This is a genomic window from Streptomyces sp. NPDC006283, from assembly GCF_040613325.1.
Taxonomy (GTDB): domain Bacteria; phylum Actinomycetota; class Actinomycetes; order Streptomycetales; family Streptomycetaceae; genus Streptomyces.
Genome location: NZ_JBEXRZ010000154.1, coordinates 1 through 16,561, shown reverse-complemented (window position 1 = coordinate 16,561; position 16,561 = coordinate 1). Strand labels below are relative to the sequence as shown.

General features: G+C 67.7%; 12 protein-coding genes and 1 pseudogene. 7 read left to right on the top strand and 6 right to left on the bottom strand.

Annotated features, from left to right (window positions below; all coding sequences use genetic code 11):
- Positions 1-1,002: 1,002 nt before the first annotated feature.
- The 3 genes and pseudogenes from ABZ070_RS26160 to ABZ070_RS26150 form a co-directional block, all read right to left on the bottom strand.
- Positions 1,003-1,800: pseudogene (locus ABZ070_RS26160) on the bottom strand (ISNCY family transposase); the annotation flags it as partial.
- Positions 1,801-2,227: 427 nt separating this feature from the next.
- A complete protein-coding gene (locus ABZ070_RS26155) occupies positions 2,228-2,443 on the bottom strand; it encodes a hypothetical protein (RefSeq protein ID WP_356637776.1) in 216 nt (71 codons plus the stop codon).
- A 328-nt stretch (positions 2,444-2,771) separates the two neighbouring features.
- Positions 2,772-3,980 (bottom strand): IS110 family transposase, encoded by a 1,209-nt coding sequence (locus ABZ070_RS26150; protein WP_356637775.1) that lies wholly within the window; start codon positions 3,978-3,980, stop codon positions 2,772-2,774.
- A 637-nt stretch (positions 3,981-4,617) separates the two neighbouring features.
- On the opposite strand from ABZ070_RS26150, the gene ABZ070_RS26145 reads away from it, so the two are divergent.
- From ABZ070_RS26145 to ABZ070_RS26120, 6 genes are all read left to right on the top strand, one after another.
- Positions 4,618-4,965, top strand: a complete 348-nt coding sequence (locus ABZ070_RS26145) for a hypothetical protein (RefSeq protein ID WP_356637774.1) — start codon at positions 4,618-4,620, stop codon at positions 4,963-4,965.
- Between the two features lie 362 nt (positions 4,966-5,327).
- Positions 5,328-6,059 (top strand): hypothetical protein, encoded by a 732-nt coding sequence (locus tag ABZ070_RS26140; protein WP_356637773.1) that lies wholly within the window; start codon positions 5,328-5,330, stop codon positions 6,057-6,059.
- A 2-nt stretch (positions 6,060-6,061) separates the two neighbouring features.
- On the top strand, positions 6,062-6,451 hold the full coding sequence (locus tag ABZ070_RS26135) for a tyrosine-type recombinase/integrase (RefSeq protein ID WP_356637772.1): 390 nt from the start codon (positions 6,062-6,064) through the stop codon (positions 6,449-6,451).
- Positions 6,448-6,783: a helix-turn-helix transcriptional regulator gene (locus tag ABZ070_RS26130; protein ID WP_356637771.1), complete on the top strand. Its 336-nt coding sequence runs from the start codon at positions 6,448-6,450 to the stop codon at positions 6,781-6,783. The genes ABZ070_RS26135 and ABZ070_RS26130 overlap by 4 nt, the downstream gene beginning before the upstream one ends.
- Entirely contained in the window at positions 6,780-7,670 is an 891-nt protein-coding gene (locus ABZ070_RS26125; protein ID WP_356637770.1) for a hypothetical protein, read from the top strand. Before ABZ070_RS26130 ends, ABZ070_RS26125 begins: the two co-directional genes overlap by 4 nt.
- Positions 7,671-7,732: 62 nt before the next feature.
- Positions 7,733-8,317: a hypothetical protein gene (locus ABZ070_RS26120; RefSeq protein WP_356637769.1), complete on the top strand. Its 585-nt coding sequence runs from the start codon at positions 7,733-7,735 to the stop codon at positions 8,315-8,317.
- Between the two features lie 10 nt (positions 8,318-8,327).
- Here ABZ070_RS26120 and ABZ070_RS26115 read toward each other — a convergent pair whose 3' ends face one another.
- The 3 genes from ABZ070_RS26115 to ABZ070_RS26105 all read right to left on the bottom strand — a co-directional run bounded on the left by ABZ070_RS26115 (position 8,328) and on the right by ABZ070_RS26105 (position 12,312).
- Positions 8,328-9,716 (bottom strand): DUF2637 domain-containing protein, encoded by a 1,389-nt coding sequence (locus tag ABZ070_RS26115; RefSeq protein ID WP_356637768.1) that lies wholly within the window; start codon positions 9,714-9,716, stop codon positions 8,328-8,330.
- 284 nt (positions 9,717-10,000) lie between these two features.
- Positions 10,001-11,029: a ParB/RepB/Spo0J family partition protein gene (locus tag ABZ070_RS26110; protein WP_356637767.1), complete on the bottom strand. Its 1,029-nt coding sequence runs from the start codon at positions 11,027-11,029 to the stop codon at positions 10,001-10,003.
- A complete protein-coding gene (locus ABZ070_RS26105; protein WP_356637766.1) occupies positions 11,026-12,312 on the bottom strand; it encodes a ParA family protein in 1,287 nt (428 codons plus the stop codon). Before ABZ070_RS26105 ends, ABZ070_RS26110 begins: the two co-directional genes overlap by 4 nt.
- Positions 12,313-13,736: 1,424 nt before the next feature.
- On the opposite strand from ABZ070_RS26105, the gene ABZ070_RS26100 reads away from it, so the two are divergent.
- A complete protein-coding gene (locus ABZ070_RS26100) occupies positions 13,737-16,175 on the top strand; it encodes an ABC transporter permease (protein ID WP_356637765.1) in 2,439 nt (812 codons plus the stop codon).
- Positions 16,176-16,561: the final 386 nt, after the last annotated feature.

Sequence of the window (16,561 nt, the reverse complement as noted above, 5' to 3'; positions counted from 1 at the left end):
ACAACAAAACACTCGCACTGCCCGCCGCACAGACGTGATCACAACACCAGCCGCTACCCCAGCACGACCTCACGCTAATCACCCACGAGGTCGTTTAGTGTGCAGAAAAGTGCATGCAGTAAGGGTTGGCACATCTTATTGACTCCAGGTAGCTTTCGTGAAATTCAGCCTGGAGTAGCTAACGAAGCCTTCCAAAACCGACTGCTTGACCTTGCGCTTAGATAACTAGGAGCGTAATGACCTCTGACGCCCGGTCGAATTCTATGTGTGGGCCAATCCCTCGACGGAACAGAGCGTTTGTCGCTAAAGCTGTGATCTCGCTCGCCCTTGTACTGGCAGGATCGTCCAGTCCCGCGTTCGCCGCGGAGAGCGAAGCTGCAAAGCGAAGTCCAGGGAGCCCTTGGGATGGAGATAAGTGCCATCTGCCGGGCCCGCCCAAGATCGCCGTCGACTGGCCGCTGATCGCCGGGGACGACCGGGACGGCGCCTGGAGGCATTGCCCGACCGGACCCACCGGACCCACGGGACCGACCGTAGCCGCCGGTCTGGACGGTGCGACCGGACCCACGGGACCGACGGGACCGACCGGAGCCGCCGCGACGATCACGGGGACGCAGGTGGTGTCGACAACGTCTCCCGTGCCTCCGCTCACCAGCGTCGGTAACACCGTCCTGTGCCCAGCCAATACCACGGTTACAGGGGGTGGTGGGTATATGGTAAATGGCACCCCCACCAGCGTAGCGATTCATCGGAGCCGGCCGAATGGTAAAGGATGGGAGGCGGCCGGGTGGTCTACTATCCCCAACACTCTGATTGTTTACGCGGTCTGCCTGCCAACCTGAAAGAGGTTTTGGCTTACCTCTAACCTCTGAGGCGGTTGCGTTCGACGATGCCTCGGGTCGTCTGGCCGTTTGCCCACGTCGTTGCGGGCGCGAGCCTCCGGTCTTCGGCCCGTGCACCGAACCGTCCTGGCCGGGGTCGGGACGGTTCGGTGCAGGCTAGCTACTTGTCCCTGATGACACGGCCCACCCACAGGAGATGGGTAAAGATCCCGAGGCCGGTCCAGGTCTGCGCACCCACCAGGCGGCGCAGGCGGGTGCGGCCCGAAGGTGCGTTTGAGGTGACTGAGCGGGCCTCGATGCCGACTCTCCGGTTGCGCATCCGTCGGAATGAGCGGCTGCGTTCGTATTCGCGGCGTGTCTTTCCGGGCTTGCCGGCTCGTTGAAGGCCGATCCGCTGGACGCAGAGTTCGGCGAGTGCCAGGTCGTTGGCCGCGGTGCTGAAGCCGCGGTTCGGCGATGACCGTGCCGGACGGCCAGCCGGTCAGCCTGGTGGCGCGTCCCGCCGAGGGCACCAGCGGAGGTGCGTCGGGTGGGTTCCCGCTCTGGAGCTGGTGGTCGACGAAACCGCGTTCGTCCTCGGCCACCAGCGCGGTGTAACCGAACTGGGCAGGGTGCTGGGGCTTACTTACCCTTGCGGATCGGTCGGGCGTCCGGATCGGCCAGCGAAACCAGTCGGTCGGGGATTGCGCGGATGCCGGTCAGCCGCAAGGCGGTCTGCTCCAGCAGTCAGCGGGTGCTGCCACGCTCTCGGCCAGCTCACCCATCAGGTGCGTGAGCTGTCCTGACGGCCGTTTGCCCAGTGCCCGGCAGGCGTTGCGCTCCACTGCGGCCACCTCCCGCAGTGTTGCCTGGGCCACCGTGGCGATCTCGCCGGTAAGCCGGTCGATCTCGCCCATTCCCTGCCGGTGCGCCGCCGCAGCGTGCGAGAGATCTCGAGCACCTGCGCGCCAAGGGCCCGCATGGGGCGATCTGGTGGCGCTTCGGTCGCTCCGAGTGGCGGCGCCTGACCGACGCGCTGACCAACACCCGCACGAAGTCCGACGACATCGCCCGCGACCAGTGCCGGGACAGCTGAAAGCCGTCTGGGCCGTCTGGCCTGGCCGTGCTCGTTGTGCGGCACAGAGGTCCACGCAGGCGGGGCAGGACGGCTACCGGCCCGAGTAGGGCGGGCTGTGCCCCGCTGACGTGCGCCGCGATCTCGAACGTGAACGCCACCTGGAGGAGGCGGGTCCTGCCAACGGCATGCAGGCGGGCGCCGCGTCACTCCGCGGGGAGTACTGTTGCGGACGGAACGGAGTGCACGAGATGTCGGGTCGCCCTCGGTCTGACCCGGAAGGCTCCCCTTCCGCACCAACTTGCTCGCGCCCGGGTGCCCCGCCGAAGTACTACTTCGGCACCAACTTGCTCCGGCCGGGGTCGTCCGGCGTCCGCTCGATGCCCCCTCCGAGGGTCCGCCGGCCCCGCTGCTCGACGACGTCGCCGTGGCCCGGATCGCCCAGGAGCCGGGTCTGCTCGACGCGTTCGACGGGCAGCAGCTGGGGCGCGGCCGTTGTCGTGGACGTGCTCCTGGTGCTCGGGCCGGTGCCCAACGGGCGGCGCATGGTGCTCATCCCCGGAGCTCGCACGCGCGCGCCTGGGCCCTGCCACGACCGGTCACGGAATCTCGGGGCCCTCATATCGGTGCGGAGTGACGATACCTTGATCCCCCTTCAGCGCCTTGGAGCGTCTGGCGAAGGGGGTGGGCTGCGGAGGAGTGGGCCGCGTACGACTGGCGGGGCGGGCGATCAAGCGGCACCGGGTGGAGGTCCGGGGCGCGTTCGGTTCTCCCGAAGCTACGGCGAAGTGACAAGTAGTTCCCTGTGATGAGAGTGACGCTCGGTCAGGGAGAGTGAGGGGGTGCCTCTATGTCCTTCGTCAAAGTCGAGGTGGTCATGCGTGGGCCGTTTCGGGGCCGCGTGCCTCGTAGAAGGTTCCGTCGCGGAGCATGGCGAACAGGACGCTGATGCGGTGCCGGGCCAGGCGGAGAAGGGCCTGGGTGTGGGTCTTGCCACGGGCTCGGCACCGGTCGTAGTAGCCGCGGGAGGCGGGGTCGTGCAGGGCGGCGAACGCGGACAGGAACATCGCGCGTTTGAGCTGACGGTTCCCGCCCCGTGGTGCGTGTTCGCCGTGGATCGAGGTGCCCGACTGCTTCGTGGCCGGAGCAAGACCGGCGTAGGAGGCGAGGTGGGCGGCGGTGGGGAAGCTGGTGCCGTCGCCGACGGTGACCAGCAGGACGGCGGCGGTCCTGACGCCGACTCCGGGCAGCGACGTCAGGACCTGGGAAAGAGGGTGGGCCTCCAGCAGTTCGCTGATCTGGCCTTCCAGGATCCGGCGTTGTTCGTGGACGGCCGCGAGCGAGCGGGCCAGGGACGGGATGACCACGTCGAGGGTGCCGGTGCCCGGAACGACGACGGTCTGTTCGTCGAGGGCGTCGAAGACGTCGTCGACGAGCCGGGTGGCCATGCGCGGGGCCTTGGGGCGGATCAGCTCGACGAGTCTGCGGCGGCCGGCTTTCCGCAGCGCGGCCGGGGAGCCGTAGCGTTCGAGCAGCCAGGTGACGGCCTGGTGGTCGAGTCGGGGGCCGAGGACGCGCTCCAGGCTGGGGTGGAACTGGGTGAGCAGGCCCCGTATCCGGTTGGAGGTGCGGGTGGCCTCCGCGGCGAGGTCCTGATCGAAGCCCACGAGGACGGTGAGCTCGGCGGTGATCTCGTCGGTCAGCTCCAGGGAGCGCAGGGTGTGCGGCATCGTGCGGGCGGCGTCCGCGATCACGGCCGCGTCCTTCGCGTCGGTTTTCGCCTCGCCCGGGTAGAGGTCGGCGATCCGTCGCATGGCCAGTCCGGGCAGGTAAGCGACCTGGCAGCCCGCGTCGCGGGCGACGGTCAGCGGCAGGGCGCCGACGGAAGCGGGCTGGTCCACGACGACGAGGACGGTGCCGAACTTCGCGGCCAGTTTCTCGAAGACGGCCCGTAGTTTCGGCTCGCTGTTGGGCAGCGGCTTGTCGAAGACCTTCTTGCCGGCCGGGGTGAGCCCGTGCCCATGGTGCGTGCTCTTGCCGACGTCCAGACCGAGGAAGACGCCCACGCTGCTGGTGTCGATCACCGTGCCCCCACTCACTCGATACCGTGCCGGCCTGGGTGTCGGGGCCGTTCTCGCGCATCCACGTTATGCAGACCTGCCGTCCGCGAACGCCGGGCATTGCGCCCGGCCAGGCGGTGGTCGGACCTCTCATCAGCGTCTCCGACGGCACCCCTCGGGCCCGGTGACACCACCCCCCAGGTCATCCGATCGACAGGGGGCAAAAGTCATGCCGGGCCCGGAGGCCAGCGGCCCTCTTGCAGGACCGCGAAAAACATAACGGGGCTCAGGGACTGCCGAGCACGGCCAAGGGCGCAGCGTACCCCGAGGCCGTCGAACAGGCCCATGATGGCTTCGCCGCCCTGCTGGCTGGTGAACTCCCGGGCCGCGCACCGCCACGGCGCCCATCACGCGAACATGATCGTTCTCACTGAGGACTACTGGACCAATGTTCCCTTAAGGCCAGCGGCCTTTGCTGCGCGGTGCACACGGCGGTCGGCGAATCGTTCATACACCCGCGTAGGAGTGAACCGCGGGGGACGTCGGCCCCCAACGGGTACCTCCTCAGCGTTGTAGGCGCGCACCGCGTCACTCACCCCACGGTGGGTCTCTTCCGGGCCCCGTATGGACATGGAGATCCACGCCCACGAAAGGAACGGCCTTGGTCAACTTTAAGGAGAAGATGCCGCACATCCAATTTGGTGGCGAGCACCAATCCGGCCTAAGGCAAAAGATCGTCACAGCCGAAGGCCGCGACAAGATCGAAGCCAAAGCTCCGAAGGGGTACGTCATCATCGGCGGCGGCTACCACGCCCCCGCCCTGGGGCCAGGTGATGTGGTCCGCGGAAGCTACCCCTCCTCCAACGGCACTGGTTGGACCGTCGAGATCACGCACGCAGAAGCTTCGGGTACCGAGTCCCCCGATGACGACGGCAGCTCGGGTAACAAGGTGTCCAGCACGCAGCCCTTCACCGTCTACGCAGTCTGTGTCGCCGACGACAGCAGATGAGGAGCTCGGGGAGGCCGACACGGGTATACCAGACCGGCCTCCTCAGGCAGGGCCGGTGACCACTGCGGTCATCAGCTCAAGATCGATCCCTTAGCACCAACGGCTGTTCCAGTGTTCAAAGCGCCGCCTATTGCATTAGATGCGAACTCGCGACGGTCTGCGATTCGATCTCGGCACGCGCCGGATTCTCCTGCGTGACCAGGGAGGTTAAAGCCCGGAGGCGGCAAGCGACGATAGCGGGCCGCGGCATGTGATCGCCAGCCATGTCACTCGTACGGCTGGATGACCTGCGGATCATCCGCCGACTCGCATCGGATGCGGTTTTCTCGCATCCAACGCGAGTGACGGAGGGTGGCCGAACGATGGGCCTCAACGGGTCGGTGCCGGGGGCGGCGAGACTGCTCCTGGTCGATGGGATCGCATTGCTGCGGCCGGAGGAACAGGTCTTCACGGCGATGCTGACCGGGTTCGCGAATCAGCAGCTGGCACGGAACCTGGCCCGCACGACCGTGGAAGGCCGGGAGAACACGGTGAAGGCGTTCACCGCGTACGTGAACACCTACCCGTGGAACTGGACGCCGGCGATGGTCGAGGAGTGGCTCGGCGACCTGCGCTCACTGCGCGATCTGAAGCGCTCGACGATCCGGTCGTACTCCGAGGCGGTCCGGTCGTTCTGCCACTTCGTGACCGATCCCCTCTATGAATGGACCGCTACCTGCGAGGAACGCTTCGGCACTCACCCCGTCCAGGTGGTGCACGAGTGGAACACCGCGGTGCACGTCCAAGACTACGAGTCCGACCCGAAGAAGCGGGCGTTCACCAAGGCTGAACTGCACGCCTTCTTCGTCCACTGCGACGACGAGGTCGCCCGCATCCGCTCGCTGGGCCGCAAGGGCTGGCTGCCCGCGTTCCGCGACGCCACCGTATTCAAGACCGCCTACGCCTACGGAACCCGACGCAACGAGACACGGATGCTTGACGCCGCTGACTTCGGCCGGAACCGCACGGCACAGAGTTCGGCGAGTACGGCCGGTGCCAGGTCCGGTTCGGCAAGGCCAAGAAGGGCTCGCCGCCCAAGCGCCGCGGAGTACTGACCGTGTTCGACTGGACCCCTGACGTCCTGGACGAGTGGTTCACCGAAGTCCGGCCCCAGTTCGGGACCGACGGCAATCCGGCCGCCTGGCCGTCCGAACGGGGCCTGCGGATCGGCTGCCAGCGGATCAACTCCCGTTTCAAGGCCTACCGCGAGGCCCTCGGCCTGGACGACGGACTGGACTTCCACTCGCTGCGAAGGTCCTACGTCACCCACCTGATCGAAGACGGCTGGGACCCACGCTTCGTCCAGGAGCAGGTCGGTCACGAGCACGCCAGCACCACCTCCATCTACACCTGCGTGTCCTCGGACTTCCGCACCCGCACCCTGCGCCGACACCTGGACACCACCATCGCCGCGGCCCTTCAGGGCCGGAGCGGGAGGAACGCATGAAGCGCAAGGTCGGCTACACCTGGCGGCTGCGCGAGTTGATGGCCAAGCACCAAGTCTTCACGGCCACCGAGCTGGTCCCGCTGCTGCGCGAACGCGGGATCGACCTGTCCGCCTCGCAAGTCCACCGCCTGGTCTCCGGCACCCCGGAACGGCTGTCGTTGCAGGTCATGGCCGCGCTCTGCGACATCCTCTCGTGCACCCCGGCCGACCTGGTGGCCACCACCGCCGAAAACGCAGGGGTCCGCAAGACCGCCACCGGCGACATCCCGGCTCTGCCCGCGAACCTTGCGAAACTGCGGCCCCGCGCCGCCCGCATCCTGCCCGACGCATGAGCCGGACCTACGCCACCGACGAGCAGTACGAACGCTGGTTCATGGCCGAGTGCTGCCGCTGCGGACGCCGCAAACACAAGGCCGGACACTGGCCCGACGGATACGTCTGCCGGACGTGCTCGGACCGCGCGGTGCGAACACGGGGCATCTGCCCGGGATGCGGCCAGGGCCGGTCCCTTCCCGGCCTCCACCCCGTCGACGGCGCCCCGATCTGCACGACCTGCGCCGGCTTCTCCCAGACCTTCGACTGTTCGCGCTGCGGCTTCGAAGGGAAACTCCTGGGCGGGCGGCTCTGCGAACGCTGCACGCTCGCCGACCGGCTCACCGTCCTCCTCGACGACGGCGCCGGCCGCGTCCGTCCCGAACTGGCCCCGCTGTTCAATCTGCTGGTGGCGATGGACAAGCCCAGCAGCGGGCTGGCCTGGCTGGCCCTACGCCACGATCAGCCGGGAAACGCCTCTGAGCGGCTGCGGCAGCTCGGCCTCGGGCAGATCCCGCTGACCCACGACGCCTTCCACGAGCTCCAGCCCTGGAGGTCAGCCGCTCACCTGGAAGAACTCCTGATGGCCAGCGGAGTCCTGCCCGCCGTCGACAAGTACATCTGCTCCTTCCAGCGCTGGCTGCCCGGTCATCTGGCCGATATCGCCGATCCCGAACACGCCAAGACCATCCGGCTCTTCGCGATCTGGCGCGTCCTTCCCCGGCAGCGGGCACGAGCCGATCGGAGATCACACCCAGCATCCGCCGCTTCGCCGCCGAGCAGATCAAGTACGCGACCGCCTTCCTCCAGTGGCTCGGCGAGCGGAACACCACTCTCACCTCCTGCGGCCAGATCGACGTCGACGCCTGGTGGGCCGAGAACAGTGAGCACGGCCGCAACTGTTTGAGGGCCTTCCTCAACTGGGCCATGCAGAGCCGCCATTGCCGACGCTCCCTCTCCATACCCGCGATGAAGGCCACCCGACGAGCCGCGCTGAGCGAAGACGAACGCCTGGACGCCCTCGGCCGACTGCTGACCGACCAGGACACACCGAAGAACCTCCGCGTCGCTGGCGTCATCGTGCTCCTCTACGCCCAGCCCCTCACCCGGATCGTCCGGCTCACCGTCGACGACGTGGTGCACGCCGGAGAAGCAGTACTTCTCCGGCTCGGGGAGCCAGCCTCACCCATCCCCGAGCCAGCCGCTTCCCTGCTGCTGAACTACATCACCGACCGCGACCACATGAACACCGCCACCAATCCGGCATCCCCCTGGCTGTTCCCCGGAGGCCGGGCGGGCCAGCCCTTCCGCCCCGACCACCTGTCTGCACTCCTCAACGAGATCGGCGTCCCAGTGGCTGCAGCCCGCGGTGCCGCCATCCGACAACAACTCCTTGAGATGCCCGCTCCCGTCGTCGCGGACGCTCTCGGCTACCACGACAAGACCACCACCCGCCTGCTTCGCGAGACAGGCGGGACCTGGAGCCGATACGCCTCAGGGGATCACACACGGTCACCGGCAGGTTGGGTTCCACGGGGAACTGGCGACAGTTGAATACGAGAGCTCACCAGTACCGAGGCCATACCCCAAAGCCGTTGAGCAGGGCCACGCCGACTTCGCCGCCCTCACCGGCGGCGAGGTACCCGAACTCCGCACAAAGGCCAAGGCCCAACGACGCGCTGTTACTTGCCACCGGTTTGGGCGCGTACGGCTCCGCATTCCCAGTCCATCCAAATTTGGGTGACTCCCCCGGAGTCGGCGCGGCCGGGCCGAAGAACGAATGCGTCGCGGCGGCCTGACGGCCGGCGTCGGTCACGGGACTGATGCCTCGGTCACCGGCGGTATCGGTCACGTCGGGCGGGCTCGGTCCGGCCGAATGGTCATCGGTCACCGGCTCGGCCATCGACCGGCGCAGCTCGACCAGCGCCGGCTCCAGCTGCTCCTCGGCGAGCGGACCACCGGACACCGGATCGGTCACCCCGTACTGGGCGAGGAAAGCAGCGAACTGGCTGGCCCCGGGGAAAGCTCCGTGCTGCTCGATGTAAGCACGGCAGGCATTGGAGTAGTCGACCGCCGGGATGTCCTGCTGCTCGGGCTGCGGGCCGGGCTCGCGAGGGGAAGGCTCGGCGGTGCGCGCCTCTTCGGCGTGCCCGGCGGCCGCGGTCTCGCCGCCCTCCAAGGCGCGCTGATGCTCGCCGTCCTGCTTGTGGACAGAGGCCCGGTCGTCGGCGCGCTCTACGGTCTCGGCGCTCAGGACGATGCCGGCTTCCTCCAGGACGTGCGGTGCGGTCTCGGCGAGCGGTACGCCGTACTTCGCCAGCCGCAGTGGCATCAATGACTCGATCGGTGCCTTGCGTTGCCAGCGCCGCCCGAAGCGGGCCTGCAGCTGGGCCTCGTAGACGAGCCGGTGTTGCTCGAGGCGGACCGCTTCCTCGTAGGACCGGATCTCCCACAGCTTCATCCGCCGCCACAGGAGGAACGTGGGCAGCGGCGAGAGCAGCCAGCGGGTGATCCGCACGCCTTCCATGTGCTTGTCCGCGGTGATGTCGGCGATCCGGCCGACCGCGTGGCGGGCGGCTTCAACGGAGACGACGAACAGGACGGGGATGACGGCGTGCATGCCGACGCCCAGCGGGTCCGGCCAGGAGGCAGCGCCGTTGAACGCGATCGTGGCCGCGGTCAGCAGCCAGGCCGTCTGCCGCAGCAGCGGAAACGGGATGCGCAGCCACGTCAGCAGAAGGTCGAGGGCCAGCAGGACGCAGATGCCGGCGTCGATGCCGATGGGGAAGACGAGGGAGAAGTCGCCGAAGCCCTTCTGGACGGCGAGCTCGCGGACGGCCGCGTACGAGCCTGCAAACCCGATTGCGGCGATGATGACCGCGCCAGCGACGACGACTCCGATGAGGATCCGGTGCGTTCGCGTGAGCAGGACTGGCGATGTGCCCTTGGTCATGCTCCGCCCTTCCTGCATCTGCATCAACTTGTTCACACTCTCACGATGGGTCACCCGTGCTACTCGTTCGACGAAGTACGTCGCGGATCGTCAGCGAATAGTGATCACTGGGTGGGGTGGATCGGGCAGGCGGCAGGCAGCAGGGCACCTTGACCGGCCAGTGCTCAGGGGCCATGGCGTTGCGCCTCGGCTGGGGCGAGTTTTACCGCGTAAAAGTCAGGGCTTGGCCACCTGGCACGACCGCCCTGCGGCCAGACTTTTACGCCGTAAAAGCCGCGAGAGCCTCACAGGGCCTCGAGCAGACCCTGGGCAATCTTCTGAACTGCGTCGGCTGGGCAGCGCTCCAAGATGACAGCGATGACGGCATCGGGGTCCGTCCAATCGACCGGAACAACAGGCCTGTCAGGGGCCGGCGACTCGACGCGAGGTTCCGGAACGCTCTGTTGCGCCGCTGGCGCTGCAGTGCTCGTTGCCCCCTCAAGCGGGGGCAACGTCTGTGTGGGAGCCACTGCAGCCGGGGAGTGCTGAGGTTGATCCTTCTTGATCGCAGCGGCGGCCCGGCCCCTCACTGCCTTTGGCTTCCCGGCCTGTTCAGCTTCGCGCTCCGCCATCTTGGCTTCGACGAAGGCCGTCTGCTCCTCACGCGGGAGAGTACCCGCCTTACGCGCGATCGCGATAGGCACCTCCTTAGCTGCGACGCGCTCCTGGATCGGCTCGGGCAACTTGAGGAGCGCGCGCCGGGTGGAGATCCAAGAGTCGTTGACCGCCCCGCCCAGGACCGTTACGACTGCGGCAGCGCTGCCGTGGAATGTCACCAGCGCTTCGATGGCCTCGGCTTCCTCGATCGGTGTCAGGTCCTTGCGGAAGTGGTTCGCGCTGAGGGCCGCAGCGAGAAGGTCTTCCCGGGTCCCTGCCGACGAGTCGTCGACCGTGACGCGCAGGTCAAGACCAGCCTTGCGCGCTGCCCTCAGTCGGCAATGGCCGTCGATGACGACGTACTCGTGGTCAGCGGGAACAGCGTCCTGGTGCTCAGGGTGCGCGACCAGGAACGCCAGGCGAGTCATGACGGTAGCCGTCTGGATCTGCCCGACTTCCCGCATATTCCGAGCCAGGCTGTTCAGGTACTCCTCATCGAACTCCCGGCGCGGGTTCTCCGGGTTCTCGGCGACGAGGTCAGGCGAAACGGAAGCCGGGGGAGCGCCTACTACGGAGTCGATGATCTGTCCGCGAGTGCTGCGGGGTGCTCGGGCGGAACCGAATGCGGCGCTGGGTCCGGTGCGTTCGGCCGCAGTCTTTCGACGGTCGGGACTCAAGAGGAGATCTCCTTGACGATTTGGCGCATGACGCGTGACTGGGCGCAGGACGGGTCATAGGCGAGGAGCGGCCGGCGTGCACGCGCGGCTTCCCGCTGCTCCTTGCGTCGGGGGATGACTCCTATGACGCGGGGTTCTTCGAGGGCGTACCACTCGTTGAGTGAGCTGGTGACGACGTGTCCGTCGCGGGCGTCGTAGAGGTTGACCACGAGTCCGAGGTAGGTGGTCGTGATCCGCCAGTCGATCATGCCGTCGTCGATCTGCTCGACGAGCATGGTGTAGGCGTCGGCTGACGAGTCCTCTGCCTGCACCACGATGACGATCCCGGACTCTCCTTCCCGCTCGCCGTCCCGCTCCCGGCCGTAATAGATCGCGGCATCCATCGCCATGCCCAGGCTCGGCGGGCAGTCGATGATGACGACGTCGTAGTGGGCCTCAAGGGGTTCGAGGGCGTGCTCGAGGGTGGCTTGCCGGTTACGGGCAGCCGAGATCATGACGTCCAGCAGAAAGGCGTCCTGACAGGAAGGCAAGAGATCCAGACGGCCGCCGAAGCGCTCGTCGTCCACGGAGACAATGAGGTCATGGATGTCGCCGGTGACCTGCCGAGACATGAACTTCGCAAGGCTGGGACCGTTCGCGGGGAGTTGCTTGACGCCAAGCTGCTTGGTCAGGTGGCCCTGCGGGTCGTAGTCCACCAGCAGCACCCGCAGCTGCGGGGCCTCGTACGCATCATCTGCCTCGACGGGCACGGGCGCTCCGGTCTCGGGCTCTTGCTCAGTCAGGAGCGCGGCAAGCCGGGCAAGTTCGGCGTCACCAGGAAATGCCCCGCCAGCGAGACGGGCGAGTCCGGCATCCTCAGCGAAGGCACCTCCCAAGCCGGCCGTCACCGCGGTCTTCCCCACACCTCCCTTCTGGTTGCAGACGATGAGGCGGCGCGTGGTGCGCGCGAGAGGCTGGTGGCGGGGGGAGGGGTGTGCGGTCAGCCAGAGGGTCACGGCCTGAGCGAGCCCCTGAACGTACGGAATTCCTCTCTCGCTGCACTCCGCCTTGAACTGCGAGATGCTCGCTTCCGTGAGCCAGGTCGCGAACGGCTGTGCTCCCGCCGTGTCGACCTGGGGGACCACCCCGTGTGCAGCGGCCTTCCACTCGCTCATCGCGTCGGCCACAGCGTCTTGGATGTCCACGCGGAGTTCTGCCGCGCGGATCTTGAGATCGGCTTTCAGGGAAGCTGGCAGCTTGAAGGTAACCTTCTGCCTATCCTCTTGATCATCTGAGGGCAACATGAGGCGAGCTTACTTACCTCGACGCGGTTCCGGGAAGTTGACGCGCCGCTGTACGTCCCCCTGAGGGCCTGCGGCAGCTGCCGCCATCCCTTCATACCGGCCGTCATGAGATCGGCCGCGTGAACCCCTGTTCTGAGGGTCGCTTTTCTGGTGACTTGGGAAGTATTGGCTCTTCACATGCCCAGACCGACTTCACCAGGGCCCGGACCTGGGGAGGGCGTCGCGGCCGACAGCGGAAGGATCGCCGGGTAACTTCCGAGACCACCGCGGCCGCGCCAGATAACCGCCCAGGAGTAGTCGTCGATGAGCGAACAGGCGATAGCCGCATTGTAAGTGGAGCCGGACGGTGCCGTTGTGTTCTTGATCAGCTGGTGTAGCGGTGCTGGGCCGTCGGTCACTTCCAACGGAGAAGAGCTGCTCACCCGGCCCGGCGCCCAGGCCGATCGGACACCTGCCAGGCCGAATCCCACATCTGTGGTCTCACCCGGGTTGAGCACGGTGAACCCGTGGCGCGCCTAGTACGGACCCAGAGCGCGTTCGATCTCGAACCCGCCGGTACAACAGCATGTAGTCGAGTTGCCAATAGACCTGGGTACAGCGCGTCAGCAGCGCCACCGCGGCCGCGCGCTTCGTCCATCCCTATCCTCAGCGACCAGTGGAAGGGACAGGGCCAGAGCAGCGTCCTGGAGCCGCCCGCTACCAGCTGCGCGCAATAAGGGCTCGGTCAACGCCCGATCCCCCTCCACCTCGCCTCCAGGTACTTACGCCAGCTCGTTGGCGAAGGCCCGGGATTCCCCATTCCGCAAGCTGCTTCTTCGAGCAGCCGCCCTCCTCGGTGCTGGCAGCGGCCAGCTCATCAGGAGAAGGGACGCAGCAGGCTCTCGAGCCCTCGTCGCGAAGGTCACCCACCTCGAGACCGCCGCCGAACGCACCGGCGCCGCTCTGCCATCGGCGAACTCGCCCCGGCCGCAGCACGAGACCGCCTACTGCCTCGCCTGCGCCCCGCTGGAAGATCGAGGAGTGCTTCCAGAGCGCGAAGAACGAGTTCGGCCTGGGCCAGTACGAAGTCCGTCGCGCCCCCCAATCTGTCTGACATCGGCCGGTGCTGTCAGGGCGCCGCACGTCGTCGGGGCAGGGGGAAGCGCATGCCGGGCATGCCGATCAGGATCAGTCCGGTGCAGTGCCCTCGAACCGGCCGACCGCCCGGAACTCCTCATCACCTCGGTCGCCATGCTCCTCGTGTTCCCCAGGCACCCTCTGCAACGACATTCCAAAGGCGCGCGTGTCGTCCTTCAGCCGTATGCCTGCGCCCGGCATACCTCTGTGGTCGCTCCTTACTCGGGACCGTCGTCGTACGTTGGAGGCCTTGTCGCGGCCTAACGTCGAAGGCGGATTGGCGGGGACAGAACAGAGGGAGCGACCGGATGGCGATGCTGGGCTACACGATCAAGGATTTCCGGGGGCAGCTGCGGCAGCTGGTGCTCACAGGCGCGGCGGTGGCTGTCGGAGTGGCGTTCCTGGTGCTTGCGGTCGGCGGCAGCGGCGCGCTCGTGGACGCGTTCAGTCAGCAGGCCGCGGCCGAGGTCGGTCCGGCCTCGCTCCAAGTCACGCCGCGTGACGGTGGGCGGCTACCCACCGACGCGGTGGCCCGAGCCAAGCGGGTGCCCGGCGTCACGCAGGCCCTGCCACGCGAACTGGGGCAGGGCAGCGTCCTGAGCGACGCGGGCCGCCCTCTGGACGACCAGGCGATGGTGACGTCCGTCGCTGCCGATCCCGGGCTGCGCTGGCAGCGGTTGGCGGACGGGGCGTGGCCGGTTCGGGCGGGCGAGGTGCTGCTCGATTCAGACACCGCCGAGCGGATCGACGCGAAGCCTGGTACGCGGGTCTCCCTGCTCAAGGCGGACGGCTCGACCGGGACCGCCCTTCTGACCGGCACCCTAGACACACGCGGCTCCAACATCTTCTACGGCCCCGTGATCGGTGTCCCCACCGCCTTCGTTTCCTCGTACGCGGCCGAGCCGCGCGCTTATCAGCTGGACCTGGCCGCCGCACTAGGCACGTCCGCCAAGGACATCGAAGCCGCGCTCGGCGACAACGTTCGGGTACAGACGCGGGCCGACGCGGTGACAGAGGCCGTGGAGAGCACCAGGACGATGTACGCGACCGTGCTGGTGGCCGCGCTGTCCTTCGTGCTGATCGCGATGGCCGTGGCCCGCATGGTGGTAAGCAACACCTTCTCTGTGGTGCTGGCCCAACGCACCCGCCAGCTCGCCCTTCTAAGGTGCGTCGGTGCCAGCCAGCAGCAGCTGCGCCGCACTATCGGCGTCCAGGGGCTGCTGCTCGGCGCGGGCGCCTCGGCGGCGGGTCTGGCGGTAGGCGCGGGTATGTGTGCGGCGGGGAGCGCCGCGCTGTCTTTGGTGGACTTGGGGCCAGTCGACGTGTCGCTGCTGCCGGGCGTCCTGACTTTCATGCTTGCCTGGCTGTTCGGGGTGCTCTTGACGCTGCTTGCGGTACGCGGGCCCGCGCAGGCCGCTGCCAAGGTGCCGCCGGTAGCGGCGCTCGGTGTGACCCATGTCCTGGGCGCGACTACACCCGCGCGGCGTTTGCTGCATGAGGCGGTGTCGGTTTTGATGCTCGCCTTCGGGGCGCTGATGCTGACGGTTGGGGCGCGGGATACGCCGCCGGTGTCGCTGCTCGCGGCCACCGTAGGGGCGATCGCCAGCGGCTTTGGGGTGCTGCGGCTGGCTCGCTGGGTGCTGCCGCCGGTCGTCGCGCTGCTCGGCGTCCCGGCCCGGCGAGTCTTCGGTACGACGGGGAAGCTCGCGGCACAGCAGCTTCGGCGCAATCCGGGGCGGACCAGTGCCGCTGCCTCGGCGCTGCTCGTCGGGGTCACCGTGATGGTGTCGGCGGCGACCGCGCTCGGGATGATCAGCAACTCCCTCGAAGACCTGCTGGCCGGCCGGGAGCCGGGGGCGTTCTCGCTCGAGGTGGACAGCGGCGCAGTTCCGTCCGGGGCGCTCAAAAAGCTGCGCCAGGAGCGGGAGCTGACGGTGACGGAGGTGCGGTCGGCGACGGTGCGGATTGGCGGAAAGGATACCGTGGTGGTGAGCGCCGACCCGAAGCTCCTCAACTCCTCGGCAGACGGCGTGAAGCAGGCCCGCACCCTCAAGGACGGCGACGCCCTGTCCAACAACGGGCCAGCCGTGGCAGCGGGGCTCCACATCCGGCCCGAAGACTCGCCCTTGGCCTCTGCCCTGCTGCCGCAGGCGACGATGTACGTCAACTCGGCGACCCTCGACGGCCTCGCTCCGCGCGGCACCTCGGTCGCCACCGCGTGGATCGGCGCCGCGTCCGGCACCAGCCACCAAGACGCCCGCAAGGCGCTGGACCGGGCACTCGCCGACTTCCCGAAATTGCGGGTCAACGACTCGGCCGCGAAGGTACAGGCGTTCCGTACGGTCTTCGACCGGATGATTCAGGTCGGCGCGGTGCTGCTCGGATTCTCCATGGCGATCGCCGCGCTCGGCGTCGCCGCGACTCTGGCGCTGAGCGTCACCGAGCGCACCCGGGAGATCGGCATGTTGCGGGCCATCGGCATGACCGGTGACCAGTTGCGCCGGATGCTGTCGCTGGAGGCGGTACTGCTCGCGCTGACGGGCACGGTCGTGGGTACCGCGCTGGGCCTGGTCTTTGGCAGGGTAGGGGGCCTCGCTGTGACCGGCATGCACACTGCCTTCGACCCGCCACTCGGCCTGCTGACCGCGCTCCTGGCGGTGACCGTGCTGATCGGCCTGGCAGCGGCAGTGGCACCAGCACGCCGGGTGCGCCGTCTGGCGATCGTACGAGCGCTGACAGCGGAGTGAACCGGCCCGGGGCGGCGGCCCGCTGAGAGCCGCTGCCCCCGTGCCGACCCGCGTACCGTCACCACGATCTTCCGGCTGTTCTGCGTGGAGAACAGAAGTGATCATTCAGGACCACGGACGGTTTACGTTCAGACGAATCACAAGGATTTGCCGTCGGACGAAAGGGGCCAAGACGGCTTTCACGGCTCAGTCCGCCCGGCTGACCTTGGTGCAGGAGGCGCAGCCGCGTTTGGTGAGAACGTTGGCAACCTGGGTCTCGGCGGTGCGTTGCCGGACGCTTTGCGACCTCGCGGGTGATTAGCGTGAGGTCGTGCTGGGGTAGCGGCTGGTGTTGTGATCACGTCTGTGCGGCGGGCAGTGCGAGTGTTTTGTTGTGTTGGGTTGCT

Excerpts from the sequence above, each read along its gene's own strand:
- ABZ070_RS26155 (WP_356637776.1), bottom strand. The coding sequence starts at position 2,443 with ATGCGCCGCCCGTTGGGCACCGGCCCGAGCACCAGGAGCACGTCCACG.
- ABZ070_RS26140 (WP_356637773.1), top strand. The coding sequence starts at position 5,328 with ATGGGCCTCAACGGGTCGGTGCCGGGGGCGGCGAGACTGCTCCTGGTC.
- ABZ070_RS26130 (WP_356637771.1), top strand. The coding sequence starts at position 6,448 with ATGAAGCGCAAGGTCGGCTACACCTGGCGGCTGCGCGAGTTGATGGCC.
- ABZ070_RS26125 (WP_356637770.1), top strand. The coding sequence starts at position 6,780 with ATGAGCCGGACCTACGCCACCGACGAGCAGTACGAACGCTGGTTCATG.
- ABZ070_RS26120 (WP_356637769.1), top strand. The coding sequence starts at position 7,733 with ATGAAGGCCACCCGACGAGCCGCGCTGAGCGAAGACGAACGCCTGGAC.
- ABZ070_RS26115 (WP_356637768.1), bottom strand. The coding sequence starts at position 9,716 with ATGACCAAGGGCACATCGCCAGTCCTGCTCACGCGAACGCACCGGATC.
- ABZ070_RS26105 (WP_356637766.1), bottom strand. The coding sequence starts at position 12,312 with ATGTTGCCCTCAGATGATCAAGAGGATAGGCAGAAGGTTACCTTCAAG.
- ABZ070_RS26100 (WP_356637765.1), top strand. The coding sequence starts at position 13,737 with ATGGCGATGCTGGGCTACACGATCAAGGATTTCCGGGGGCAGCTGCGG.